We start from the raw sequence: 24,812 nt of genomic DNA on the forward strand, positions 1-24,812 counted from the left end.
GGGGGGGGCAAAGGATAAAGCGTTTCGCGCCGACAGGAAACCGTTGCGCGTCAATATTGTCGCCCGGCCGGCATGGGGCTGCGCGTGCCCGGCGGAAAACATCAATCAATTCCGTGGCTTGCGCTGCGACGGGCAGGTGGTGCCCGGTTTTTTTGGGGTGTCCGGCAGCTATCGTCAATGCACCATTATGGTGTGCCGGCGATGGCTGGCGGGTGGCCGGTATCGTGCCCGCTGGCCGGGGTGCAGGAATGTCGCTTCGCCTGCGGGGCCGCCGCGGACGTTCAGGGCGCGCAGAGGGATTTGGCCGCGTCGCTGATGGGGGTGATGTGGGCGTCATGGTCGACCTGCCAGCGATAGCGGGCCTCCATGCTCTTGGAGATGCGGAAGGCGCGTTCGACGGTCAGGCTGTCGCCTTCGGGAAAGAAGCGCCAGCCCAGGTCGCGGCGGCTGTGGGTGCGGGACTCTTCCTCCAGTCTCGCGCCCAGCGTGCCGTTGCCGCACGGCATGGCCTCGATGTTCAGCCGCGCCTGATCCTCGTGCATGTCGGCCAGTGCGGCGAGGCTGCTCAGCGCCATCAGCATGACGCCCGCGCGCAGAGCCCTGCGCCCGCCCGCGGATGGCTGGCCGGGCGGCGGTGCGTGCGTCACAGGTGGTACCCCTTGCCGTTGTGCGAGCTCAGGTCGAGCCCCTCGGTTTCGTCGTCAGCTCCGACCCGCAGGCCGTTGAACCGGTCGACGAGCGTGAGGATCGCCAGGCTCGCCGCACCACTCCAGCCCAGCGCCACCAGTACGCCGATGCCCTGCACGCCCACCTGCTGCAGGACGTCCAGCCCGGTCGGCAGGCCCGAGCCGCCCAGCGCCTTGACCGCCAGCGGAGCGGTCAGCAGCGAGCCGATCATGCCACTGACGCCATGCACCGGGAAGACGTCCAGGGCATCGTCGATGGCCAGTTTCCGCTTGACCCAGTGAATGGCAAAGAAGCAGATGCCCCCGGCCAGGATGCCCATCGCCAGCGCGCCCAGCGGGCCGACGAAGCCCGCTGCCGGGGAAATGATGCCCAGGCCGGCGATCATGCCTGTCGCCAGTCCCAGCAGGGTTGGCCGGCCGAAGCGCGACCATTCCACCGCCATCCAGACCAGCGCCCCGGCCGTGGCGGCGATATGGGTGGTCAGCATGGCCACGCCGGCGGCGCCATTCGCCATCAGTGCGCTGCCGGCGCTGAAGCCATGCCAGCCGACCCACAGGATGCCGGCGCCCGCCGCCGTCAGGGTCAGGTTGTGCGGCGGCATCAGGGTGCCGGGGAATCCGCGTCTGGGGCCCACCCGCCAGGCCGCCGTCAGGGCGCCGATGCCGGCCGTGGTATGCACCACGATGCCGCCGGCAAAATCGACCACGCCCAGCTGGGCCAGCCACCCGCCGCCCCAGATCCAGTGGCATACCGGCACGTAGACCAGCAGGGTCCATCCCAGCGTGAACCAGAGCGTGGCGGAGAAGCGCATGCGCTCGACAAAGCTGCCGATCATCAGCGCGGGCGCGAAAACCGCGAAGGTCAGGTGATACATGCAGAAGACCGACTCCGGAAGATTGCCGGTCAGGGCGTCGGCATCCAGGCCCAGCAGGAACAGCCGGGAAAAGCCGCCCAGGACCGCCGGCCAGGGTCCGGTATCGGTCAGTGCCAAGCTGTAGCCGGCGACCATCCACAGGATCGAGACCAGCGAGGTCACCGCGAAGCATTGCACCAGGACGGACAGGACATTCTTGGTCCGCACCAGCCCGCCGTAGAACAGGGCCAGTCCCGGTACGGTCATGAACAGCACGAGGCCGGTTGAGGTCAGGATCCAGGCCGTGTCGGCGGAGTTTAGTTCCTCGCATGGCGCCGGGCTGCTGGCCAGCAGCATCAGGCACGCCGCCAGGAGGCGGGGGAAGGGGGTTCGGCTCATTGGCTCCTCCGGGTGGCAACCGGCCAGGCGTGGCGGAATCGCCCCTGGCGGGTCGTGTTGCAATGCGGCGCCCGCTCGTGGTGCGCAAATGCACCATTGGCGGTCGTCACTATAGTTGCTTTGCGGCTGGATGGGCAGGGAGCGCGTCAGTCTGGGCGAAATGGGTGCCTTCCGGGTGGCCTATATAGTGCGTGACGCACCGAACAGGAACCGTCACCCGTCATACCGGCTTGTTTGCTGCCCAACACAAGGTCTTCCCCGTCTGCCTGACCGCCATCGTCCTCTCGATCCTGTCGGTCCGGGGTCTGGCCGGGGAGCCGCATCCCGATCCAGGGGCCTGGACCGGGGCGTCCGGGCTTTTCGCGATGCTGCCGGCTGGCGGCCCGAATGCCTCCCGCTGGCTGCGGGACCTGCGTCTGGCTGTTGGCGGCTGGGTGGATGTGGGCGGTACCTACAATCCGGCGATGCCGGGCGATCGCTTCAACGGCACGGTGACATTCGGTGACCGCTCGGGGACCCTGCAACTGAACCAGGCCTATCTTTACCTGGAGCGGCCGGTCGACATTCAGGGAGACAGCTGGGACCTGGGCGGGCGCGTCGACCTGATGTTCGGTACCGATGCCGCGTTTGCCCAGGCCAGCGGCGATCCCGAGTCGCATTGGGACCAGAATCTGCTGGGCAACGACCTGCGCTTTTACCAGCTGGCCATACCCCAGCTTTACCTTGAAGGTGTCATGCCGGTCGGCAATGGCCTGCTGACCAAGCTTGGCCATTTCTACACCATCGTCGGCAACGAGTCGGTGATGGCCCCGGACAACTTCTTCTACTCCCATACCTATCTGATGCAGTACGGGGAGCCGTTCACGCAGACGGGCGTGCTGAGCAGCTACGCCATCACCGAGAACCTGACCGTCAGTGCCGGCGCCGTGACCGGCAGCATCATCGGCGGATGGGACGGCGGCTTCGATCACAACCTGGAGCAATGGGGGTTTCTCGGCGGCCTCACCTGGGCGGATGGCGAAACCAGTTTCACGGGCAACGCTTCGCACGGCGTCCAGCCGCAGAATGCGGGGGACTGGAATCTGGTCAGCCTGGTTCTGCACCACGATGTGACGGCGCTCACCCACTTCACGCTCCAGCACGATTACGGCTGGGCAGAGAAGGCTGTCGCCGGGCAGACCGCCGAGTGGTACGGGCTTGCATCCTACCTGACCTACGACCTGACATCGACCCTGTCGGCCGGACTGCGGGGCGAGTGGTTCCGCGATGACGAGGGCTTCCGGGTACGGTCGCGGTCACGGATTTCGGCCCACGCCGAGGCTGGCGGCACGGGGCGTCTGGAGGCCATCCCCTCGCGGGATGCCTCCGGCCAGCTGACCGGCAACACCTATTATGCGATCACGGCCGGGCTCAACTGGAAACCGCTGCCATGGGTGACCTTGAGGCCGAATCTGCGCTATGACTGGGCGGACAAGGTCAGTCTGTTCGACTGCACGGGCGGCATGGCGTCCAGCCGTTGCGCGGATGGCAGCCAGTGGCTGCTGTCCGCCGATGTGATCCTCATGTTCTAGTGTGGTGCCGCCTCCGCCGCCTCCTCCGGCCGGCCCGCTTCGCGACCCGCCGCCCGCCGCCCGCGGCGCCGGGGACTGCAATCGGTGCACTTTGCCCATGTTTGGCGCGCCATCGCCGGTGTTGCGGTCTAAATGCACCGTTGCGGTGGTCAAAAAAACCTTTTTCCTTGCGCCAACGGACGAATCTTGGTGTAATCGTTTCGAGAGGCAACCTTCTGGGCGGTTGGACACGCTGGCGTGCCCGTCGCGCTTCCCGGGTTGTCTGCGTCCGGATAGTGTCCAAGGTTGGCGACCGCCCTGCAGCACCAGCCATTTTCCTCACCAAGCACGATGCCAAGAACCTCATCCGTCGCGGCGATTTCCCGTCCCACCGCCGAGCCGACGCCCGGTCCGGGCGAATTGGTGTGGATCCTCGATGCCGACGCATCCATCCCGGTCAACCTGGTCAAGGCGCTGCGCGGCCTGGATATCGAGACCCGGATGTTTGCCACAGGCCGTGATCTGCTAACCCAGGAACGGCCCGCCCGTCTGTCGGCGATCGTCGCGGACATGCAGGTGCCGGACATGGAATATCACGAACTGCTCGACCGCCTGCAGGCCCGCTATCCGGACATGCCCGTGATCGTCATCACGCCCTGCCCCGATCTCGAACATGCCGTCAGGGTCTTTCGGGAAGGGGCGTTCGAATACTTGCCCGAGCCGTTCGAGCTTGCCGAGGCCATCGCCCTCATCCGGCGGGCCTGCCAGCAGGGCCGCCGGGTCCAGGCCATGGAGCCCGCTCCGGCACACACCGGCTCCGACCTGATCGGCAGCGCACCGGCCATGCATGATGTGTTCCGCACCATCGCCCGCCTCTCGCGCTCGCACGCGACCGTTCTGGTGCAGGGGGAGTCTGGCACCGGCAAGGAGCGGGTTGCCAGGGCCCTGCACCAGCATGGTCCGCGCGCCGACCGGCCGTTCATCGCGCTCAACATGGCGGCAATGCCGCCCGAGCTGATGGAGGCGGAGCTGTTCGGCCACGAGGCGGGCGCCCTGCCTGCCGCCCCGGCCCGGAGGGTGGGGCGTTTCGAACAGGCCAACGGCGGTACGCTGTTTCTCGACGAGATCGGGGATCTGCCGCCGGTCATCCAGCAACGGTTGCTGAGGGTGCTGGCCGAGGGCGAGTTCTTTCCGGTCGGCGCGCTGAACCCGGTCAAGGTCGACGTCCGTATCGTCGCGGCCACGCATCAGAACCTGGAGGCCCAGACCAGTGCCGGCCGGTTCCGCGAAGACCTCTACCACCGGCTGAGTGCCGTCCGCATCCAGTTGCCCCCCTTGCGCGAGCGGCGCCAGGACATACCCTTGCTGCTGCGGCATTTTCTCAGGGAGGCGGCGCGCGAGCTCAAGCTCGAAACCCGCTGGCTCAGGCCCGAGGTCGAGGATTTCCTCTGTGGACTGGACTGGCCTGGCAATGTCCGCCAGCTGGAAAACGCCTGCCGATGGATCACGGCCACAGGGGTCGGGCGCGAGGTCTTCATGCAGGATTTGCCCCCGGAGCTGCTGCAGTCGGGCGAGCCGGAGCGTTTCTCCCCGGCGATGGCGGACCAGTGGACACACCTGCTGCGCAGCTGGGTGCTGCAACGCCTCCGCAGCGGCGAACAGCATGTCGCCAGGGAAACGGTCGACCTTGCCGAGGCCATTCTCATTCGTACCGCCCTGGAGCTGACCCATGGACGCCGCGAGGAAGCCGCCAGGCTGCTCGGCTACGGTCGCAACACGGTCAGCCGCAAAATCGCCGAACTCAACCTGGATGCGAACGCCAGCGGCGCGCTCCCGGTGACCACATCCTCCTGAGCCACCCTGGCCCCGCCCGCGGCGGGCGGGGTATCCCGCGCGGCCAGCCGCGCAGCTCGTCGGTCTTCTTGTGCATCCGCGCGCTCCCGTCTCCCGGGATTGCCGCCCCGGCCCCGGGCTAGGGTTGCCGCTCGGAGAGGCTTTGTTGCAGCGCAACCAGGCTTTCCTGGCTGATGCCGATCAGCCCGCGCCGGGTCGCGCTGAAATCCGCCAGCACGGTGATGACCGCCGCGATCAGCACGGGAACGATGGTCAGGGCGAAGGCCGTCCGCCTGCCGGTGGCGCCGGCGCCATACCCGGTGGCCCAGCAGCCGCAGCCGGCGACGCCCAGCAGCAGCACCCAGACCGTGAGCGGGATGCGGTTGCGCATGGCCGCCAGGCGGGTGGTGTCGAGATCGATGATCCTGCCCAGTGAATTCACGAAGTTCGCGGTCAGGGGCGAGTCCGACAGTTTCCCCGCCGCAACGGCATGGTTCCAGAGCTGCCGCTGGATGGCCGTGGCCGCCTGTTCCGCGGACGCGATCCTGTCCGAATCGTAGCCGGCCCCATAGAAGCCCAGGCGCACGTCCACATAACGCCGCAGCAGCTGCTCCGACGCGCCGCGGTGCGGCTCGGGCAGGAAGGCCGCCAGGAGGTAGGTGGAGCCGATCGCATTGGCCTCCTGCACCACCAGGTCCCGCCGCACCTCGTAGCGCTGCATGGCCATGGCGAAGGTGAAGCCCAGCAGCAGGGCCAGCAGGCCAAGCACGGATCCTTGCAGGGTGCCGAGCTGGTTCAGGCAGGCCTCGTCGCTGGTCTCATGCACGCGCAGCCCCCGGCGGAAACCGAGCTCGGCCACGGCCAGCAGCACGACCGTGAAGAAGAACAGCACGCGCCACTGGCTGGAGAAAACGTGGGTCAACAGGTCTTGCATGGTCGTGAATCCAGGCGGGGGACGCTCGTCGGGAAGGCTCTGCGCCGGGGCCGGAGCTATCCGCTCCGGCTGCCGGATGGGATGGTGGCGCTCATGCGGCGGGCTTGCGCAGGTTCCTGTACACCGCCAGCGTCTGCCGCACGACCGCGTCCTCGCCGAATTCCTGCTCCGCCCGCTGGCGGCCGCGCCGTCCCATGTGTCGCCGCCGCTCGGGGTCGTCCAGCAGCGTGCGCAGGGCTTCGGCCAGGGCGCCGGCATCGCGGGGCGGAACCAGAAGCCCGTTGTCGCCGTCGGCGACGGCTTCGCGACAGCCCGGCATGTCGGTGGTGACGATGGCCCGGCCTGCCGCGGCGGCCTCCAGCAGTACCTTGGGCACGCCCTCGCCGTAATAGGACGGCAGGCAGGCGAGGTGACTCTGCGCCAGCACCGCCGGCATGTCGGTCCGCTTGCCCCACCACTCGACGACGCCGGCAGCGCGCCAGGCGTCGAGTTGCGCGACCGGGATGGCGGCATGGTTTTCCGCGTCCGGTTCGCCCACCAGCACGAAGCGCGCCCGGACCCCGGCGGCCTGCAGACGCTCCGCCGCCGCCACGAATTCGCCCACGCCCTTGTCCCACAGCAGCCGTGCCGCCAGGGTGACGACGGGCACGCCGTCGACCTCGGGCGTCGGCCGGAAGCGGTCGAGGTCGACGCCGGAGCCGCGGATCAGGGTGGCCTGCTCCGGGCGGATGGCCCGGGTCTCCAGCAACAGGCGCAGGTCGTCGGGATTCTGGACGATGACCTGGCCGTGGTCCCGCAGCAGCCAGCGGAACGCCAGCTTGACCAGCTGGCGCAGCCGGCCGGCCCGCCGCTCGTCGGCGAAGATGTGGCCGAGGCCGGCCAGCGCGTTGACGACGCCCGCCTGGCCGGTCAGCCGGGCCGCGAGGCTGCCGTACAGTACCGGCTTCAGGGCGACGTTGTGCAGGATGTCCGGTCGCTCCTGGCGCAGCACCCGGGCGATGGCCAGCACGGTGCGCCATTCGGCCAGCGGGTTCCTGCCGCCGCGGGAAAGCTCCAGCGGGATCAGGCGCAGGCCGGCGTCGCGGATCGCGTCCGCATGCCGGTTGACGCGGGTGGCGACGGCCACGTCGAAGCCGGCCGCGCGCGCGCCGATGCCCAGCGGCAGGCGGTGCGAGCAGAAATACCAGTCCTCGGTGACGAAGAACAGCAGCTTGGGTCGGGACATGGCGGGATGGCTCTCAGTCGCGGGCGGACTGCGCTTCCAGCCAGGCCTGGAACATCAGCACGTCCCACAGGTGGTAGGACCAGTTGCGCCGGCCGGACTGGTGCTGCACCCATTTTTCCTGCACCAGCACGGGATTCAGGTAGCCCTCCGCCTTGAGCCGCCGCGGCTCGATCAGGGCCTCGGCCCAGGGTTTCAGGGGGCCGCGCAGCCAGTGGTCGATGGGAACGCCGAAGCCCATCTTGGGGCGGTCGACCAGGGCGGGCGGCACATGGCGGTAGAGCACCTGGCGCAGCAGCCATTTGCCCTGTCCCTGGCGGATCTTCAGGTCCAGGGGCAGGCGCCAGGCGAATTCGACCACCCGGTGATCGAGCAGGGGGACGCGGGTTTCCAGGCTGACGCCCATGGCGGCGCGGTCCACCTTGACCAGGATGTCGTCCGGCAGGTAGCTGACCGTGTCGAGGTACATCATCCGCTGCTCGAAATCGCGCAGCTGCGGCCACTGGCCGCGGTCGTTGAGCACGGTCTGGGGCTCCCGGCCGCCGCGCACCAGCCGCGCGGGTTCCCGCCAGTGTGAGATGAGGTCGAAATAGATGTCCTCGGGTGTCCTGGAGCCGAGGATGATGGCGAGCTTGTGCAGCTTGTCGCCCAGGCCGGCGTAGCGGAGCCTGGCCGGCAGCAGAAAGCCCAGGTGCCGGAAGATCGCGTTCCAGGCATGCGGCGGCACCACGGTCAGCAGGCCCGCCAGCCCATGCCGCAGGCCGCGCGGCAGGTAGCGCAGCTTGCGCCAGAAGTTCACCGCCCAGAAGTAGCGGTTGTAGCCACCGAACAGCTCGTCGCCGCCGTCGCCCGAGAGGCTGACCGTGACCTGCTGGCGGGCGAGCTGCGAAACCAGGAACGTCGGTATCTGCGAGGCGTCGGCGAGGGGCTCGTCGTACAGCGTGGGCAGCCGCGGGATGACCGCCATGGCTTCCTCCGGCGTCACGTACAGCTCGGTGTGGTCGGTGCCCAGGTGGCGGGCCACCGCCTTGGCGTGCTCGGCCTCGTTGTACTCGGCTTCGGCGAAACCGATGGTGAAGGTCTTCACCGGCTGCGACGACTGCGCCTGCATCAGCGCCACCACCAGGCTGGAATCGAGACCGCCGGACAGGAAGGCGCCCAGCGGCACGTCGGCCACCATCTGCCCGGCGATGGCCTCGCGCAGGAGGCCCTCCAGCGCGTCGGTGGCCTCCGCTTCCGTGCCGGTGAAGGGCTGCATCTGCCCGCGCAGGACGGTATCCCGGACGCTCCAGTAGGCGACCGGCTGCGGTTCCTGGCGATGCTGGCCGAATACCAGGTAGGTGCCGGGCGGCAGCTGCCGGATGTTCTGGTAGATGGTGTAGGGCGAGGGGATGTAGTCGTGGCGCAGCAGCTGCGTGAGCGCATCGCGATCGATGTCGCCGCGAAAGTCCGGGTGCTGGCGCAACGCCTTGAGTTCCGACCCGAACACCAGGGCATCGCCCTGCCAGCCGTAGTAGACGGGTTTCTCGCCCAGCCGGTCGCGGGCCAGATACAGCAGCCGGTCGTGCCGGTCCCAGAGGGCGAAGGCGAACATGCCGATGCAGCGCGTCAAGGCCTCGCCGACGCCCCAGGCCTCGATCGCGGCCAGCAGGGTTTCGGTGTCGGAATGGCCGCGCCAGCCGGACGGCGCGGCCGGCGACGTGGCCTCGATGCGGTCGAACAGCGGATGCTCGGGCGCCGCCGGCCCGCTTTCCAGCGCCCGGCGCAGGGCCAGGTGATTGTAGATTTCCCCGTTGAAGGCGATCACGTAGCGCCCGCTGCGGGAGTGCATCGGCTGGTGGCCGGCGGCGCTGAGGTCCAGGATCGACAGGCGCCGGTGGCCGAGGGCGATCCCGGTTGCGCTGTCGGACCACAGGCCGTCGTCGTCCGGGCCGCGATGGCGCAGGGTGGCCGTCATGCGGCCGACGATGTCATGCAGCTGCTCGGCAGAGGTGCCGGCCGAGCGGTCAAAGAATCCGGTGAATCCACACATGCTTCAGGTTCCAGGGTTATCGTGAGTCGTGTCGCGGTTCATGCCCGGCCGCTTGGCGTCAAGGCAGCGCCGGGCCCAGGCGCCGGTACAGCCGCTCGTACTCGCCGGTGATGCTCGCCAGCGAGTAGCGCTCCCGCACGCGCTCCAGGGCCTCCCTCGCCAGCGTCTGTCTCAGCGGCGCATCGGCGAGCAGCCGGTCAAGGCCCCGGTACAGAGCCTCGGCATCTCCCGGCGGCACGACGATGCCGGTCCCGCCGAGGATTTCCCCGGCATCGCCCACATCCGTGGCCACGCAGGGAATGCCGCAGGCCATGGCCTCGCCCAGGACGTTCGGAAAGCCCTCGCCCCAGGCCGAGCTCAGCACGGCGACGTCCAGCGACTGGAAAAAGGCCGGCATGTCGGACACTTCGTCGAGCAGGTGCACCCGCTCCCTCAGGCCGGCGGCTTCGATGCGCCCTGCCAGCCCGGCATTGCCGGGGTTCAGGCCATGGCCGGCCAGCACGAAGCGGGCCGTCGGCTGCGCGGCCGCTATCCGGCCTGCGGCGCGGAAAAAGTTCGCATGGTCCTTCATGGGATGGAAGCGCGCCGCCATGCCGACCAGCAGGGCGTCGGCCGGCAGCCCCAGCCGTCGGCGGCGTTCGCGCGATTCCGCCAGGGTTGCCGGCGCGTAACGGCGGGTGTCGAAGCCATTGGGAATGAACACCCGCCGGTCGCGTCGGTAACCCAGCCGTTCATGCTGTTGCGCACTGGTCAGGGAGTTGTAGATGATCCCGCGCGGCTGCGCCGAGACGCGTGCCGAGAGCCGGATCAGGCCACGGGTCAGGGGCTTCTCGCGGGCCAGGTCGCCAAGGCTCTGGCGGACATTCCAGACGACCGGAACGCTGCGGGCGACGGTGCCGGCCGCCAGACTGGCCGCGAGGTTGCCGTGATACATCCAGCCCTGCAGCAGGTCGGGCCGTGCCGCCCCGACCTGCTGCAGGAGCTTCGACAGGCCGCTGAGCGTGGGCCTGCCCCTTGGCAGATCCACGGTCAGGACGGGGACGCCGAGGGCTTCGATAGCGGCACCGACCGCACCCCGGTCCATCAGCGAAACCACCGTGTTCGCGTAGCGGGAACGGTCCATCGCCGACAGCAGCTTGAGGAGCATGCGCTCCGCTCCATGAGCGTAGAGCCCGGTGATGATGTGGCAGATGCGCATCAGCCGAGGCTCGCGAAAGCGGCCAGGGTGCCCTCGGCCAGGGCCTGTTCGCCGAGACGGGTCTCGATGTGCCGCCGCACGGCGCGCCCCAGCGTGTCGCCCTGCTGCTGTGCCCGGCGCGTCAGGTCGGCGATTCCCCCGGCCAGCACCGCCGCGTCGCCGGGCGGCACGACGATGCCGCAGTCCTCGACCAGCCAGGCGGCGTCGCCGACATCGGTGGTGACGCAGGGGATGCCGCAGGCCATGGCCTCGGCCAGCGTGTTGGACATGCCCTCGCCGTACAGCGAGGCCGATACCGCCATGTCCAGAGCGTTGTAGACAGCCGGCATGTCGGTTTGCGGCCCGGCCCAGATCAGTCTGTCGTCCAGTCCCAGATCGGTCGCCTGCCGCCGCAGCGACGCATCCAGCGCAGCCGGTCCTCCGCCGACGCAGACGAAGCGCAGGCCGGGATCGGTGGTGCGCAGGCGGGCGGCGGCCTGCAGGAAGATCGGGTGCCCCTTCATCGGATCGAGGCGGCCGATCAGGCCGACCAGCCACTGTTCCGGCGCGATGCCCCAGGCGGCGCGGAAGGCCGCGCCGCGGCGGCGGTCGGGCAGGAAGCGGCGGGTATCGATGCCGTTGCGCACCACGCGCAGCCTGGCCGCCGGAAAGCCGGCGGCCAGGGCCGCCTGCCGGCCACGCTCCGAGTTGGCGATGACGAGATCGGCCTGGCCCGCCAGGCGGGTTTCCAGGTGGCTGGTCAAGCGGCTCAGTCCGTCATAGCGGGACAGGTCCATGTTCGAGGCGCGCAGGCCGATGACGCGCCGGGTGCCCGGCAAGCAGGGGCCCAGCAGGCTGTTCAGCAGATTCGCGACGGTCAGGAAGGAGTAGACGATGTCCGGTCGCTCGCACCGGAGGGTGCGGAGCAGTCGCCAGACAAAACCCGCGTTGTCCCAGCGGCCCCGCTTGCCAAGGTCGATCAGCGGGATGCCGGCGCCGGCCAGCTCGGCTTCCAGCGCGCCGCCGCCATAGAATACCGCGACCTTGATCTCATGGCCGCGTTGCCTGAGGGCGGTGGCCAGCAGGCAGACCTGGCGTTCGGCGCCGCCGACGCTCAGCTGGCGGATCAGCAGCAGGATGCGCATCAGGTACCCCTGACCCGCGGGCGCAACAGGGCGTCCCAGCGTGACAGCACCTGGGGCAGGCCGAACCGCTGGAGGATCTCCGGCGCCCGGCGGGCCAGCCGGGCCCGCAGGTCGGCCTGGGTCATCAGCTGCTCTAGCGCGGCGGCCAGCGCGGCCGGGTCCTCCGCCGGTACCAGGCAGCCGTCCAGCCCGTCGCGGATGATTTCCCGGGGTCCGGTCGGGCAGTCGGCGGCAACGACCGCGAGGCCCAGGGCCATGGCCTCGCAGAGTGCCATCGGGAAGCCCTCGAAACGGGACGGCAGCACGAACAGGTCCGCCTGTCGCAGGAACGCCTCGGGGGCATCCACCTGCCCGGTCAGCCAGACCCGCCCTTGCAGTCCCAGGTGCTCGATCCGGGCTTCCAGATCCTGGCGCAAGGGGCCCTCGCCGAGGATGGCCAGACGCCAGCCGGGCTGGTGGCCGGCGAGTGTGGCAAAGGCGTCCAGCAGCAAGTCGAAACCCTTCTGTTCCGTCAGCCGGCCCATGGCGGCCAGCCAGGGGCCGGGCGGCAGCACCGGCGGACGGGCCGCGCCCTCTGGCGGCAGGACCACCGGATTGGGGATGACGGCGAGCTTCCCCTGCAGACGCCGGGGAAAGAAGGCCCGCACGCGCTCGGTCAGCACCACCACCCGGTCCGCCATGGGATAGACCGCCCGGCGCAGCAGTCTCCAGGCCGGCTTGATGTGATACTGCGAGGGGTCGATGTGCTCGGACACGATGACCGGCAGGCCCAGCCCGCGGGTTGCCAGCAGGGTCAGCACATTGGTGCTGTCCAGGAAGCTGATGACGGCGTCGGGATTCGCGGCCCGGATGGCCCGCCGCAGGGCCAGCAGGCGTTTGCCATTGTTCAGCAGGGCCGCCGGCAGGTTGCGGGATTGCCGGAGCTGTCCCAGCCGCTGGTGGCGGATGCGCCCGTCCAGCGGGAAGAAGGGTGGCAGCGATCCGTCATCCAGGGTGATGAGGTCGATCTCCCGGCCCTGCGCGGCCCAGGCGTTGGCCAGGATGGACATGACCCGCTCCGCGCCCCCGGCCGTGAGCGCGTGAATGATCAGCGCCAGTTTCATGTGGGGGGCGCCACCGCGAGGCGGGGGATGTCCTTCCGCAGCAGGCAGCGCAGCAGCAGCCTTGCCTGCCAGTTCGGCGCGGCGGCGCGGCCGATGGGGGACTGGCGGAACAGCCGCCAGGTGCGCAGGCCCTCATGGGCGAAGTTGCCCAGGGCGCCGTACCAGTAGCGCACCAGATGCGGATGGGCGAGGCTGGCCGGGATGCCGCAGCGGGCGCAGCCAAGATCAAGCAGCTTTTCCAGCCAGCGGCGGACGTCTTCCGGCCTGTCGTCCCCGGCCGGCAGCTGAAATTTCGCCAGCCGGTTGTGCAGACGCAGCTCCGCTTCACTGGCGCCGATGCCGAGGTTGTGCAACTGCCGGCGCCGGACCTGGTCGGCGGTGCCGCCCTGGGCGGTCTGGTGCCGGTGGCTGACGTTGTCGGGGTGGGCGCGGTAGCGCACCAGCGCCTGCGGCAGGTTCGCCGTCGCGGTCAGTTCGGCGCAGCGGCTCCAGAGTTCGTAGTCCTCCGCGTGGACGTGGGCGAGGCTGAAGTGCAGCGCATGGGCTTGCAGGAACGCGCGCCGGATCAGCATGGTGCTGTGCTGGAAGGGATTGTCGAACAGCATGAAGAACCGTATGGCACCGTGTGTCGTCGGCAGTTCGACGGTCGACACGCGGTCGTTTTCCAGTTTCTCGTACCACGTTCCGCAGATGCCGATTGCCGGGTGCTGTTCCATGAACGCGATCTGCCGGTCGAGCCGTTCGGGCAGGCTGATGTCGTCGCCGTCCATGCGGGCGATGTATTCCCCGCGCGCCAGCTCCAGGCCCTTGTTCAGGGTGCGTATCAGCCCCAGGTTCGCGCCGTTCTCCACCCGCCGGATGCGGGGGTCGTCGAAGGCGCGGCTGATCTCCCGGCTGTCGTCGGTGGAGCCGTCGTCGATGATCAGCAGTTCGAAGTCCTTGAAGGTCTGGTCAAGGATGCTTTCTATCGCCGGGCGTAGAAATTTCTCACCGTTGTATACCGGCATTAGGACGGTAATGCTCGGTTGTGTCACGATTCTTTCCGCACGGAGGTAGGCACGGATGGACGATTGCAGGTTGGTGTTGGAATCGGTTTACGCAGCATACATCTTGCCTGCAGCTTGGCGTGATAGCCCAGCTTGGCGTGCTTTGCGCAAGGATGCGATCTGAATAGCCTGTATACAGATGGGCCTTGATCGGCTAGCGCGCCACAGGCGCCGTACCAGTAGCGCGAGAGTTCCTGTAAAACAAATTGTTCGGGTAGGTCAAGGGTCTTGCATGCTGCTTCGGTGAGGCGCAGAAGCCATGCGGCGGCGCCTTCGAGGTCTTTAGTATCCCCGTAGAACCGGAACTGGATCAGGTCGGTATGAATGTGGCATTCCTCGTCCGTGGGTATGAGCCCAAGATCTAGGAGATAGCGGCAGCGGACCCTGTCCGCAGTACGCACCTGTTCTTTCCGGTGTCGATTGCTCGTATTGTCGGCATGGTAGTGATAGCGGAGCAGTACCTTGGGTACGTTGGCAAGCCGGGTGAGTCGTGAACATCGGGTCCACAGCTCGAAATCTTCCGCATGGCGGTATTCGGGGTCGTAGCGCAGATGGTGGTCGTCTAGGAACTTTCGCCGGAACAGTATAGTGTTATGGGCAAAAACCGTATCAAAGATCAGGAAAAAGCGGATCAGTCGATCATCTACCGGCGGCTTCATGATGGCCTTTCCCTGCTCGGATTCCCACTCATACCAAGTACCGCATAGGCCGACATCGGAGCGCGCTTCCATGAAGTCCAGCTGCCTCGACAGCCGCGAAGGAAAGGCGATGTCGTCGGCATCCATTCGGGCGATATAGTTGCCCCTGGCTAGGTCCAGACCTCGGTTGAGGGTGGTGATGAGGCCGAGATTACGGCCGTTGCTCTCAATCCGGATACGGGGATCGGCGAACGATGTCGCGACTTCAAGGCTGCCGTCGGTGGAGCCGTCGTCGATAATCAGGAACTCGAAGTCGGCAAAGCTCTGATTAAGGATGCTGTTGATCGCTGGTCGAAGGAGTGTGCCGCCATTGTAGACGGGCATCAGTACGGTCAGGCGTGGAGGTTGCGTGGATGTCTTGGCCACTATGGTACGGCACGGTTACAGCGGGATCTCGGATGAATAACCGAAAATTTCGAAGTCCGGTCGGAATCTCTGGTACACGGCCTCCTGAAGCTCCGGCGTGTAGAAGTCCCGGCAATGTTCGGAGGCATCGGTCTTGGTTCTGTTGAGATGGCGTTGCTCCGGGATATCCTCCTCCGCAATGCCCAGCACCCGGAAACTCTCAATAAAGTCCCGTGCGTATGTTTCGAATCGTCCGATGAAATCATACTCGACGATACCATGGAGAATATGTGAGGTCTGCGTCCGCCAGTGGGGATTCATCTCGATATCCTGCTGCCCTGAAATCGACCTTATAAATTCGGCAAACGTCACCATGGTTTCGATGGGTTGGTCAGCCTTGCCCAGCACCTGCAGGATTTCGCGTTTTTGGAAAGAATTGCCGAGGATTTTATCCCGATAGCAGGAAAGCAGGCGTGTGTAAGGGTTCCGCACCATCGTGATGAAGCGATAGCCTTCGCTGCGGAGCGCACTGAGTGAGGTGGGGTGTTGCAGGTTATCCAGGCGGGTCAGGGGGGATACCGATCTATCGTGGAAGACCCGCCAGTCATAATGGTCCATGTGGGTCTGACTGTCCTTCAGTTCCAGCTGCACCAGAGCGGACTTTAGTGAGGAACAGCCAGTCTTGGGGTTGTCCATGTAGACGTAGCGGTGGCGATCGGAAATGTTGACAGCATAAAGTAATTGCTCCCGGGGCATGCGCTCCAGTGCGGCCCTGATCATTGGGCAGTTTCTCTGGTAAGGGTGCCAGCGCAGGGCTCTGAGACGCTCGATGAGGGCTGCTCCACAGGCGCTCTTGACGGATTTGAGGGTGTTGATCATGGGGATTGATGCGGGCGGCGATGGAAGGGACGTCATGCCGGATATCCGGTCAGGCGGTTGTTGCCTCGATCTCGATGGGGCAGAAGCAGCCGAAGCGGTCCTTTCCGCGGGTCAGAAAGGGGGTGAGCAAGGGATCCTCGATCTCGTCGGTTACCAGTTCGAGAGCGATCACCTGCTCCTGCGTGAAGAGGACCTCCGCGCGGTGCCGGATGGTCAGCGAGATCAGATAGGTTCCGGGGATCAGGCGGTGGTCGGCGATCTTCAACAGGAGGCCGTGGACGCCCGGGGAGAGGCTGGGCAGCACCGCGCGGGCGGTGACGATGCGGGCGCCGATGCTGTTGATGATGGGCAGGACGATCTCCGTTTCCCCGAGATGCCGATCCGTCGCGAGTTCTAGGCGCAGGCGAAGCGGCTTGTTGAAACCCACCTCCATGCGGGTTTGCTCGAAAGCCAGACTGGCAATCTGGAACCAGGGTACCCGCGCCGCCAGGTTGCGTGCCTGGGACGCCTCCTCGTTGAGGCGCAGATAGCCCCTGACCCCGGATTCGCTGTCCCCGTCCTGGATGATCCTGCCAGCCTGCAACAGCAGGATCCGGTCGGTAAATTGCAGGACCGCACTCATGTTGTGGCTGACGAACAGCACCGTCCGTCCGGTATTGCCGATCTCCTGGAGCTTGCCCAGGCATTTTTTCTGGAATCTGACGTCGCCCACGGCCAGCACCTCATCGACGATGAGGATTTCCGGCTCCAGGTGGGCGGCCACGGCGAAGCCGAGTCGCACGTACATGCCCGATGAATAATGCTTGACAGGCGTGTCCAGGAACTTTTCGACCTCGGCGAAGGCAACGATGTCGTCGAAGCGCGCGCGAATCTCGGCCTTCGTCATGCCGAGGATGGCGCCGTTGAAATAGATGTTCTCGCGTCCGGTCAGCTCGGGGTGGAAGCCGGTGCCTACCTCGAGCAGGCTCGCCACCCGTCCGCGGATGCGGATCTCGCCGCGGGTCGGCTCGATGATGCGCGAGAGGATCTTCAGCAGCGTCGACTTGCCGGCGCCGTTGCGGCCGATGATGCCGACCTTCTCGCCGCTGCGGATCGAGAAGCCGATATCCTGCAAGGCCCAGAATTCCTCGACGGCTTCGCCCGCCGCGGGTGCCTGCCGGCGCAGCAGGGCGCGCGAAGCCCGGTTGAGGCCGGTGGCCACGGCATCGCGGAAGGTGCTGTAGTTCTCGCCGCTGGCAAGGTGGCGCAGGGCGAACTTTTTCGCGAGCCCCTCGACCTGGATGACCCGCGACATCAGAGCAACTCCGCCAGGTTGCGCTCCACCCGCCGGAAATACAGGAGTCCGGTCGACAGCAGCAGCAGCCCCATGACCAGGGCCATGCCCACATGGCGCGTCAAGCCATCGGGCGCGAGTCCCAGCAGCGACCAGCGGAAGCCCTCGATCACGCCGACCATCGGATTCAGCGCGAAGAGATCGCGCCAGGCGTCCGGCACGACGCTGCTGGAAAAGCCGACCGGCGAAAGGTAGAGCCCCAGCTGCACCATGAATGGCGTCAGGTAGCGAAAATCCTTGTACTGCGCGGTCAGGGCGCAGATCCACAGGCCCGCGCCCAGGGCGACCAGGAACACCAGCGCCATGCAGCCCGGCAAGGCCAGCAGGCGCCAGTCGGGCAGCCGCTGGTACCACGCGAACAGGGCGACGAGCACCACCAGGGCGCAGATCAGGTCGGCGAGACTCACCATGATGGCGCTGGCCGGGACGATCAGGCGGGGGAAATAGACCTTGGTGATGATGGTTTCCTTGTTGCTGAGGCTGTTGCCGGCGTCGGCAAAGGCGGAGGCGAAGAACTGCCAGGGCAGCATGGCGGCGAACACCAGCAGCGGGTAGGGCACGCCATCGGACGGCAGCCGCGCCACGCGGCTGAACACCAGCGTGAAGACCAGCATGGTCAGCAGCGGTCGCAGCACCGCCCAGGCCACGCCGATGCTCATGCGCTTGTAGCGCAGCAGGATGTCGCGCCAGGCCATGAACCAGAACAGCTCGCGATAGCGCCAGATGTCGCGCCAGTAGTTGCCGACGATGCGATTCGGCGTGATGAGGATTTCTTGGTGAGCGGACATCGTCAGCGTGGCGGGGGCTGGTGATTCACGGGCAAACGTCGGATGCGGGATTGCGGGCCTATCGTGCGCCAGGCGCGGGTTCGCTTGTCCAGGGGCCGGGAGCGACGGCGTTGGCGGACGGCGCAAGGTTCACTGGAGCAACCCGCCGGCCGGGTCATGCACGGCGAAACCCCCTGTCCATGGCACCGCCCGCGGCAGGCTCGTCCACGGGCGGCTGGCGGACCGGGACAATCGCCGGTCCGCCCTCGGCAAGCCCCGGTGAAAGGCGAATCATGGTAAGGGGATCGCGGCAAGGCGGCAAGGGATGCCTTTTTGCACTCCACCCGGGGATTCGCTAACCTAGCCCCCCGCCGATCATTTACGCCTTGAATGGACGTTCTCTTATTGACAGGCCTGTTCATCCTCAACGGCCTGTTTGCGATGTCAGAAATCGCGATTCTCTCCGCCCGCAAAATTCGCCTCCAGCAAGCGGTCGACGAAGGGGTTACCCGGGCCCGGGCGGCCCTGGAACTGGCCAATGCACCGAGTCATTTCCTCTCCACCATCCAGGTCGGCATCACGCTGATCGGCATCATGAGCGGCGCGCTGGGCGAAGCGGCGCTGTCCGGCCGGCTCGACACCTACTTGCGGCAGTTCCCGCTGCTCGCCCCCTACAGCGAGGGGCTGGCGCTGGCCATCGTGGTGGTCGGCATTACCTATTTTTCCCTCATCATCGGCGAGCTGGTGCCGAAACGCCTGGCCCTCCTGAAACCCGAGAAGATCGCCATGATCATGGCGGGGCCGATGCGCGGACTGTCCCTGCTGGCCTATCCGCTGGTGAAGGTGCTGAGCTGGTCCACCGACGGTGTGCTGTGGCTGCTGCGCGCGCAGAAGTCGGAGGAGCCCTTGGTATCGGAAAAGGAGATCCGGCTGATGATCGACCAGGGCATGGAGGCCGGCGTCTTTCACAAGGGCGAAAAGGAGCTGGTGTCGAATGTCATGCGCCTGGACGCCCTCAAGGTCGGCGCCATCATGACCCCGCGCATGGACATGTACTACCTGGACGTGGCCAACCCCATCGAGGAAAACCGCCGCCGGCTGATCGAGAGCCCGCATTCCATCATCCCGGTCTGCCGCAACGGTCTCGACAACGTGCTGGGCGTGATCGAGGCGAAGGACCTGCTGCGGCGCGCCCTGTCCGGCGAGGCGCTGAAGCTGACGGCGGCGGTGCGACCGGCCAACTACATCCCCAAGTCCCTGAGTTCGGTGCAGCTGCTGGAGGAATTCAAGCGCTCCAAGATCGCCCTGGCCCTGGTGGTCGACGAGTATGGCGAGGTGGCGGGCCTGGCGACGCTCAAGGACGTGATGGAGGCCATCGTCGGCGATATCCCCTCGGACGAGGCCGGGGACGATGAGCCCGAGGCGATCCGGCGCGATGACGGCAGCTGGCTGCTGGATGGCACCCTGACCATCGAGAAGTTCAAGCAGCTGTTCTCGCTGGAAGCGATGCCGGACGAGGCCGGTGGTGGTTACAACACCGTGGGCGGATTCGTCATGATGCAGCTGGGCCATGTACCGCGCGCCAGCGACCATTTCGACTGGAGCGGTCTGACCTTCGAGGTGGTTGACATGGACCGCAACCGGGTCGACAAGATTCTGGTATCGTCACGCCCCAAGGCCGAGGGTTAGACCGCCCCGGCGATCGGCGGCGGTCGGGGCCGCCGCAAACGCATGATGTGGGGAGGACCATGAATATCACGACGGAGACCCGCGACGGTCGTACCATCGTCTCGCTGCGGGAAGAGCGCCTGGACGCGCAGAACTCGGGGGAACTGCGGGATTACATTCTCGGGCTCCTGGAGGCCGGCGGCCAGCGCCTGATCGTGGATCTCTCCGGCGTCAGTTTCATCGACAGTTCCGGCCTGGGCGCCCTGCTGTCGGGTTACAAGAATGCCAATCTGCGCTCGGGTTCCTTCGCCCTGGCGGGCCTGCAACCACGGGTCCAGTCGATGTTCGAGCTGACCCGCCTGCATCGGGTGTTCGAAATCTTTCCCACGGTCGAGGCCGCGCTGGTTTAGGCTCGGGGGGCCGGCATGAACGACAGAGATGATATCCACGTCGATATCGTGGTGCCCAACAAGAAGCGCTATCTGAGCCTCATCGGCAATATCGCCGAGGAGGTGGCCCGCGCGCTGGATCACTATGGCGGCGACCGCGAGGCGCTGGCCTACCATCTCAACCTGGTGCTGACCGAGGCCATGGTCAACGCTATCGAGCACTCCACGCCGGTGGATTCCGACCATACCGTCCGGGTCTGCATCTTCATCGAGGAAGACGACCTCTGCATCCGGGTCTACGACCACGGCCAGGGTTTCGACCTCGACCTCATCCCCTCCCCGGACCTGGACATCCTCAGCGAGCGGGGCCGCGGGATCTTCCTGATCCGGACCCTGATGGACAACGTCAGCTACAGCAAGACCGCGTCCGGCAACGTGCTGGAGATGCACAAGGCGCTGGCCTGAGCGCCCGCCTTCATGCGGCCGGGGATGCCGGCGCGAACACCGTGATCAGATTGTTGGCGGGCATGGGCACGACCTCGATGAGGACCAGCCCCGCTTCCCGGGCGGCTGCCGCCACCGTTTCCAGGTTCCGCACGCCCCATGCCGGATTCCGCGCCCGAAGGCTGTGGTCGAAAGCCGTGTTGCCGGGGGCCGTATGCTCGCCGTGGCGCCGGAAGGGACCATACAGCACCAGCCGGCCTGCCGCCGGCAGCAAGCGGCCGGCGCCGGCCAGAAGCCCCAGGCAGGCCGACCAGGGCGCGATGTGGATCAGGTTGATGCAGACGATGGCCGTGATGGCGGGCCGTGTGCCTGCCAGCCGCTGTGGCCAGCCCGGGTCGGTGGCATCCAGCGTTATCGGCGGCAGCAGGTTGTCCGCGGGGTGCCGTGCCAGCCAGGCCGCGATGCTGGCCAGCGCCGCTGGCGCGGTGTCCGAGGGCTGCCAGTGGCGGGGGTGCAGGCGGGGCGCAAAGTGGATGGCATGCTCGCCGGTACCGCTCGCGATTTCCAGGACGGTTCCGGCCGGCGGCAGCACGCGGTGCAGCACGGCCAGGATGGGGTCGCGGTTGCGTTCGGTGGCCGGGGCGTGCCGGCGGGCGGAGTCGTCGTGCATGGCGGTGGTGTCCGGTTTCCATCCGGTACCCGGCGCAGCGGGCTGGACGAACATTTTGCGTGACCTTGCGGTCATATGATGCTGTTTTTTGACCTTCTCAAGGAATTTCGACGATGAACAATCCGTTGCTGGAAGACCATACCCTGCCGCCTTTCTCCCGGATCAAGCCGGAACACGTCATGCCCGCCATGCGCCAGCTCATCGACGATAGCCGGCGCCTGATCGAGGAACGGCTGGCGGCCGCCGGCCCGTTCACCTGGGACAACCTGGTCGAGCCGCTGGAGGACATCGACGACCGCATCAACCGGGCCTGGTCGCCGGTCGGGCACCTCAACGCGGTGGCCAACAGCGAGGCCCTGCGGGAAGCCTACAACGCCTGCCTGCCGCTGCTCAGCGAGTACGCGACCGAGGTTGGCCAGAACGATCGGCTCTACGCCGCCTACCGCAGCATCGCCGACAGTCCGGCCTTCGCCGGGCTGGATCAGGCCCAGCGCAGGATCGTCGAGAACGCCCTCAGGGATTTCCGCCTGTCCGGAGTGGACCTGCCGCCGGCGCAGAAGCAGCGCTTCAAGGACATCGCCCAGGAGCTGTCGCGGCTCGGCAGCCAGTTCCAGGATCATGTGCTGGACGCCACGCAGGGCTGGTCGAAACACATCGAGGACGAATCCCTGCTGGCCGGTCTGCCGGATTCGGCGCGCGCCATGGCGGCCCAGGCCGCGGCTGCCAAGGGGCTGCCGGGCTGGCTGTTCACGCTCGAGTTTCCGTCCTACATCGCCATCATGACCTATGCCGACAACCGCGAGCTGCGCCGCGAGTGCTACACCGCCTATGCGACCCGCGCTTCCGACCAGGGGCCCGACGCCGGCCGGTGGGACAACACCGAGGTCATGGAACGCCTGTTGGCGCTGCGGCACGAGGAAGCCCAGCTGCTCGGCTTCCGCAATTTCGCCGAACTGTCCCTGGCCACCAAGATGGCACCCTCCACCGATGCCGTTGTGCGCTTCCTGGAGGATCTCGCCGACCGCTCGTTGCCGCCCGCCCGCCGCGATCTGGCCGAGCTGAAGGCGTTCGCGGAGCAGGCGCTGGAGATCGATACGCCGGGCGCTTGGGACTGGACCTATGCCTCGGAGAAGCTGCGCCAGTGCAAGTACAATCTGTCCGAGGAAGAGGTCCGCGCCTATTTTCCGGCGCACCGGGCCGTGTCGGGACTGTTCGCCGTGGTGGAACGGCTCTATGGCGTCACCATCCAGGAAAGGACCGGCGTCGACACCTGGCATCCCGATGTCCGCTACTACGAGATCCGCGATCCGTCCGGCGACCTGCGCGGCGGATTCTATCTCGATCTCTATGCCCGCCCGCACAAGCGCGGTGGCGCCTGGATGGACGAGTGCGTCACCCGCCGCCGGCGCGGCGGGCATGTGCGGCATCCGGTGGCCTACCTGACCTGCAATTTTACGCCGCCGACCGGCGATGCGCCGGCCCTGCTGCGGCATGACGAGGTGCAGACCCTGTTCCACGAGTTCGGCCACGGATTGCAGCACATGCTGACGCGGGTCGATCACCTGGGGGTCTCCGGCATCCATGGCGTCGAATGGGATGCGGTCGAACTGCCCAGCCAGTTCATGGAGAACTTCTGCTGGGAGCCGGAGGCCCTGGCGCTGATCTCCGGCCATCATGAGACCGGCGAGCCCCTGCCGCAGGCGCTGCTGGACAAGATGATCGCCGCCCGCAACTTCCAGTCCGGCATGCAGATGGTCCGGCAGCTGGAATTCGCCCTGTTCGATTTCCGCATGCACCGCGATTACGATCCGGCACGGGGCGGGCGCGTCTACCCGATCCTCGAGGAGGTGCGCCAGCGCGTTGCCGTGGTCACCCCGCCATCGTTCAACCGCTTCCCCCACAGCTTCTCGCACATCTTCGGTGGCGGCTATGCGGCCGGCTACTACAGCTACAAATGGGCCGAGGTCCTGTCCAGCGATGCCTTCTCGCTGTTCGAGGAGCGCGGCATCTTCGACCCGGAGGTCGGCCGCGCCTTCCTGGAGAACATTCTCGAAAAGGGGGGCAGCGCGGGCGCCATGGACTTGTTCGTGGCGTTCCGCGGGCGCGAGCCCCGGGTCGACGCGCTGCTTCGCCACAGCGGTCTTGCCGAGGCCGCCTGAACACCCGCCGGGGTGCCCTGTGCCGCTGACCGGGCGCCCCGGGCCTGGAAAAAACCCTTAAAGCCGACATGCGCTTGTGCTAAATTACGCGGCTGTTTTTTGCAGGGGGTGCCCCGATGAAAGCGCGCGTCAAGTGGGTTGAAAATGCCATGTTCCTCGGCGAGTCCGGCAGCGGGCATGCCGTGGTCATGGATGGCCCGCCGGAGTCCGGTGGCCGGAACCTCGGCCTGCGGCCGATGGAGATGCTGCTGATCGGCATGGGCGGCTGCGCATCCTTCGATGTCGTCCACATCCTCCGCAAGGGCCGCCACGACATCCGTGCCTGCGAGGCCCTGCTCGAGGCCGAGCGCGCGGAGACCGACCCCAAGGTTTTCACCCGTATCCATCTGCATTTCGTGGTTGCCGGCAGGGGGTTGAGCGAGGCCGCCGTCGAACGCGCCGTCAAGCTGTCCGCCGAGAAGTACTGCTCCGCCTCGATCATGCTCGGCAAGACCGCGACGGTCACGCACAGTTTCGCGCTCGTCGAGGCCGATGCCTGAGCCCGCCGCGACCGGGCCAGCCTTGCGCCACCGGCTTGTTCCTGGCGTTTCATCCCTGCCCGCGCAGGGTTCACTCATGACGGGGTATCGTTAATTCGATGGACATCGACAAACTCCAGCTGCACGGTTTCAACAACCTGACCAAGTCGCTGAGCTTCAACATCTACGACATCTGCTACGCCAAGACCGAGTTGCAGCAGCGCCGCTACATCGAGTACATCGACGAGATGTACAACGCCAAGCGGCTGACCCAGATACTGACCGACGTGAACGCCATCATCGGTGCCCAGATCCTCAACGTGGCCCGGCAGGACTATGAACCGCAGGGCGCCAGCGTCACCATGCTGATCTCCGAGGGCCACGATGCGCCGTCGCTGGTCGGCAACATGGAGGAGCCGGGTCCCCTGCCTGATTCCGTGGTTGCGCACCTCAACAAGAGCCACATCACCGTCCACACCTATCCGGAAAGCCACCCCTACGGTGGCATCAGCACGTTCCGCGCGGATATCGATGTGTCCACCTGCGGCCGCATCTCGCCCCTGAAGGCGTTGAACTACCTGATCCACAGCTTCGAGTCCGATATCGTCATCATGGACTACCGGGTGCGTGGCTTCACCCGCGACATCAGCGGCCAGAAGCACTACATCGACCATGAGATCACCTCGATCCAGAACTACATCTCCGACGTGACCGCCGAGCGCTACCAGATGATTGACGTCAACGTGTACCAGGAGAACATCTTCCATACCAAGATGATCCTGAAGGATTTCGTGCTCGACAATTACCTGTTCGACACCGACAAGGATGCCCTGACCCCGGAAGAGCGGATCGGCATCCAGCGCCAGCTCAAGCAGGAGATGGCGGAAATCTTCTATGGCCGGAACTACAAGCTGCGCCGCTGAACCGGTCGCCGGCCGCCCATGAAAAAACCGGCCTTGCG

General features: G+C 66.7%; 22 protein-coding genes. 8 read left to right on the forward strand and 14 right to left on the reverse strand.

The features are described 5' to 3' along the window. Positions 1-281: 281 nt before the first annotated feature. Together ACYQ1H_RS05420 and ACYQ1H_RS05425 are read right to left on the reverse strand one after the other, a co-directional pair. Entirely contained in the window at positions 282-647 is a 366-nt protein-coding gene (locus tag ACYQ1H_RS05420) for a hypothetical protein (RefSeq protein WP_460027022.1), read from the reverse strand. Further along, positions 644-1,939 (reverse strand): ammonium transporter, encoded by a 1,296-nt coding sequence (locus tag ACYQ1H_RS05425; protein WP_460027023.1) that lies wholly within the window; start codon positions 1,937-1,939, stop codon positions 644-646. The genes ACYQ1H_RS05420 and ACYQ1H_RS05425 overlap by 4 nt, the downstream gene beginning before the upstream one ends. 230 nt (positions 1,940-2,169) lie before the next feature. Between ACYQ1H_RS05425 and ACYQ1H_RS05430 the strand changes: the two genes are divergently transcribed. Both ACYQ1H_RS05430 and ntrC read left to right on the forward strand, forming a co-directional pair. After that, entirely contained in the window at positions 2,170-3,510 is a 1,341-nt protein-coding gene (locus ACYQ1H_RS05430) for a porin (protein ID WP_460027024.1), read from the forward strand. Between the two features lie 330 nt (positions 3,511-3,840). Beyond that, entirely contained in the window at positions 3,841-5,343 is a 1,503-nt protein-coding gene (gene ntrC / locus ACYQ1H_RS05435; RefSeq protein ID WP_460027025.1) for a nitrogen regulation protein NR(I), read from the forward strand. Positions 5,344-5,461: 118 nt separating this feature from the next. Here ntrC and ACYQ1H_RS05440 read toward each other — a convergent pair whose 3' ends face one another. From ACYQ1H_RS05440 to ACYQ1H_RS05490, 11 genes are all read right to left on the reverse strand, one after another. After that, positions 5,462-6,256, reverse strand: a complete 795-nt coding sequence (locus tag ACYQ1H_RS05440) for a bestrophin-like domain (RefSeq protein WP_460027026.1) — start codon at positions 6,254-6,256, stop codon at positions 5,462-5,464. A 91-nt stretch (positions 6,257-6,347) separates the two neighbouring features. After that, positions 6,348-7,481, reverse strand: a complete 1,134-nt coding sequence (locus ACYQ1H_RS05445) for a glycosyltransferase family 4 protein (RefSeq protein ID WP_460027027.1) — start codon at positions 7,479-7,481, stop codon at positions 6,348-6,350. 13 nt (positions 7,482-7,494) lie between these two features. Next, entirely contained in the window at positions 7,495-9,510 is a 2,016-nt protein-coding gene (gene asnB, locus ACYQ1H_RS05450; protein ID WP_460027028.1) for an asparagine synthase (glutamine-hydrolyzing), read from the reverse strand. 58 nt (positions 9,511-9,568) lie between these two features. Next, entirely contained in the window at positions 9,569-10,708 is a 1,140-nt protein-coding gene (locus ACYQ1H_RS05455) for a glycosyltransferase (protein ID WP_460027029.1), read from the reverse strand. Further along, a complete protein-coding gene (locus ACYQ1H_RS05460; RefSeq protein WP_460027030.1) occupies positions 10,708-11,832 on the reverse strand; it encodes a glycosyltransferase in 1,125 nt (374 codons plus the stop codon). The genes ACYQ1H_RS05455 and ACYQ1H_RS05460 overlap by 1 nt, the downstream gene beginning before the upstream one ends. Next, on the reverse strand, positions 11,832-12,935 hold the full coding sequence (locus ACYQ1H_RS05465) for a glycosyltransferase family 4 protein (RefSeq protein ID WP_460027031.1): 1,104 nt from the start codon (positions 12,933-12,935) through the stop codon (positions 11,832-11,834). The genes ACYQ1H_RS05460 and ACYQ1H_RS05465 overlap by 1 nt, the downstream gene beginning before the upstream one ends. Continuing rightward, the gene (locus tag ACYQ1H_RS05470) at positions 12,932-13,969 is read right to left on the reverse strand and encodes a glycosyltransferase family 2 protein (RefSeq protein WP_460027032.1); all 1,038 of its coding nucleotides are present in this window, start codon (positions 13,967-13,969) and stop codon (positions 12,932-12,934) included. The genes ACYQ1H_RS05465 and ACYQ1H_RS05470 overlap by 4 nt, the downstream gene beginning before the upstream one ends. Beyond that, positions 13,966-15,045 carry a glycosyltransferase family 2 protein gene (locus ACYQ1H_RS05475; protein ID WP_460027033.1) on the reverse strand — a complete coding sequence of 360 codons (1,080 nt, stop codon included), beginning with the start codon at positions 15,043-15,045 and terminating at the stop codon, positions 13,966-13,968. The genes ACYQ1H_RS05470 and ACYQ1H_RS05475 overlap by 4 nt, the downstream gene beginning before the upstream one ends. 15 nt (positions 15,046-15,060) lie before the next feature. Continuing rightward, positions 15,061-15,903: a sulfotransferase family protein gene (locus ACYQ1H_RS05480; RefSeq protein ID WP_460027034.1), complete on the reverse strand. Its 843-nt coding sequence runs from the start codon at positions 15,901-15,903 to the stop codon at positions 15,061-15,063. 49 nt (positions 15,904-15,952) lie between these two features. Continuing rightward, the gene (locus ACYQ1H_RS05485) at positions 15,953-17,197 is read right to left on the reverse strand and encodes an ABC transporter ATP-binding protein (RefSeq protein ID WP_460027035.1); all 1,245 of its coding nucleotides are present in this window, start codon (positions 17,195-17,197) and stop codon (positions 15,953-15,955) included. Further along, positions 17,197-18,024, reverse strand: coding sequence for an ABC transporter permease (locus ACYQ1H_RS05490; protein ID WP_460027036.1), 828 nt, complete (start codon positions 18,022-18,024; stop codon positions 17,197-17,199). The genes ACYQ1H_RS05485 and ACYQ1H_RS05490 overlap by 1 nt, the downstream gene beginning before the upstream one ends. A gap of 384 nt (positions 18,025-18,408) precedes the next feature. Here ACYQ1H_RS05490 and ACYQ1H_RS05495 point away from each other — a divergent pair, with 384 nt between their 5' ends. Genes ACYQ1H_RS05495 through ACYQ1H_RS05505 form a run of 3 tightly spaced genes read left to right on the forward strand, consistent with a single transcriptional unit; the run spans position 18,409 to position 20,525 of the window. Further along, positions 18,409-19,692 (forward strand): hemolysin family protein, encoded by a 1,284-nt coding sequence (locus tag ACYQ1H_RS05495; RefSeq protein ID WP_460027037.1) that lies wholly within the window; start codon positions 18,409-18,411, stop codon positions 19,690-19,692. Positions 19,693-19,751: 59 nt separating this feature from the next. Further along, the gene (locus ACYQ1H_RS05500) at positions 19,752-20,081 is read left to right on the forward strand and encodes an STAS domain-containing protein (protein ID WP_460027038.1); all 330 of its coding nucleotides are present in this window, start codon (positions 19,752-19,754) and stop codon (positions 20,079-20,081) included. Positions 20,082-20,096: 15 nt separating this feature from the next. Continuing rightward, positions 20,097-20,525, forward strand: coding sequence for an ATP-binding protein (locus ACYQ1H_RS05505; RefSeq protein ID WP_460027039.1), 429 nt, complete (start codon positions 20,097-20,099; stop codon positions 20,523-20,525). A 10-nt stretch (positions 20,526-20,535) separates the two neighbouring features. On the opposite strand, the gene ACYQ1H_RS05510 is transcribed toward ACYQ1H_RS05505, so the two are convergent. Further along, complete coding sequence (locus ACYQ1H_RS05510) at positions 20,536-21,174, reverse strand: DUF938 domain-containing protein (protein ID WP_460027040.1); 639 nt, start codon at positions 21,172-21,174, stop codon at positions 20,536-20,538. 113 nt (positions 21,175-21,287) lie between these two features. Here ACYQ1H_RS05510 and prlC point away from each other — a divergent pair, with 113 nt between their 5' ends. From prlC to speD, 3 genes are all read left to right on the forward strand, one after another. Then, a complete protein-coding gene (gene prlC / locus ACYQ1H_RS05515; protein ID WP_460027041.1) occupies positions 21,288-23,333 on the forward strand; it encodes an oligopeptidase A in 2,046 nt (681 codons plus the stop codon). Between the two features lie 116 nt (positions 23,334-23,449). Next, a complete protein-coding gene (locus ACYQ1H_RS05520; RefSeq protein WP_460027042.1) occupies positions 23,450-23,872 on the forward strand; it encodes an OsmC family protein in 423 nt (140 codons plus the stop codon). A gap of 104 nt (positions 23,873-23,976) precedes the next feature. Next, positions 23,977-24,774, forward strand: coding sequence for an adenosylmethionine decarboxylase (gene speD, locus ACYQ1H_RS05525; RefSeq protein ID WP_460027086.1), 798 nt, complete (start codon positions 23,977-23,979; stop codon positions 24,772-24,774). The last annotated feature ends 38 nt before the right edge of the window (positions 24,775-24,812 follow it).

Source organism: Methyloparacoccus murrellii (assembly GCF_054657115.1).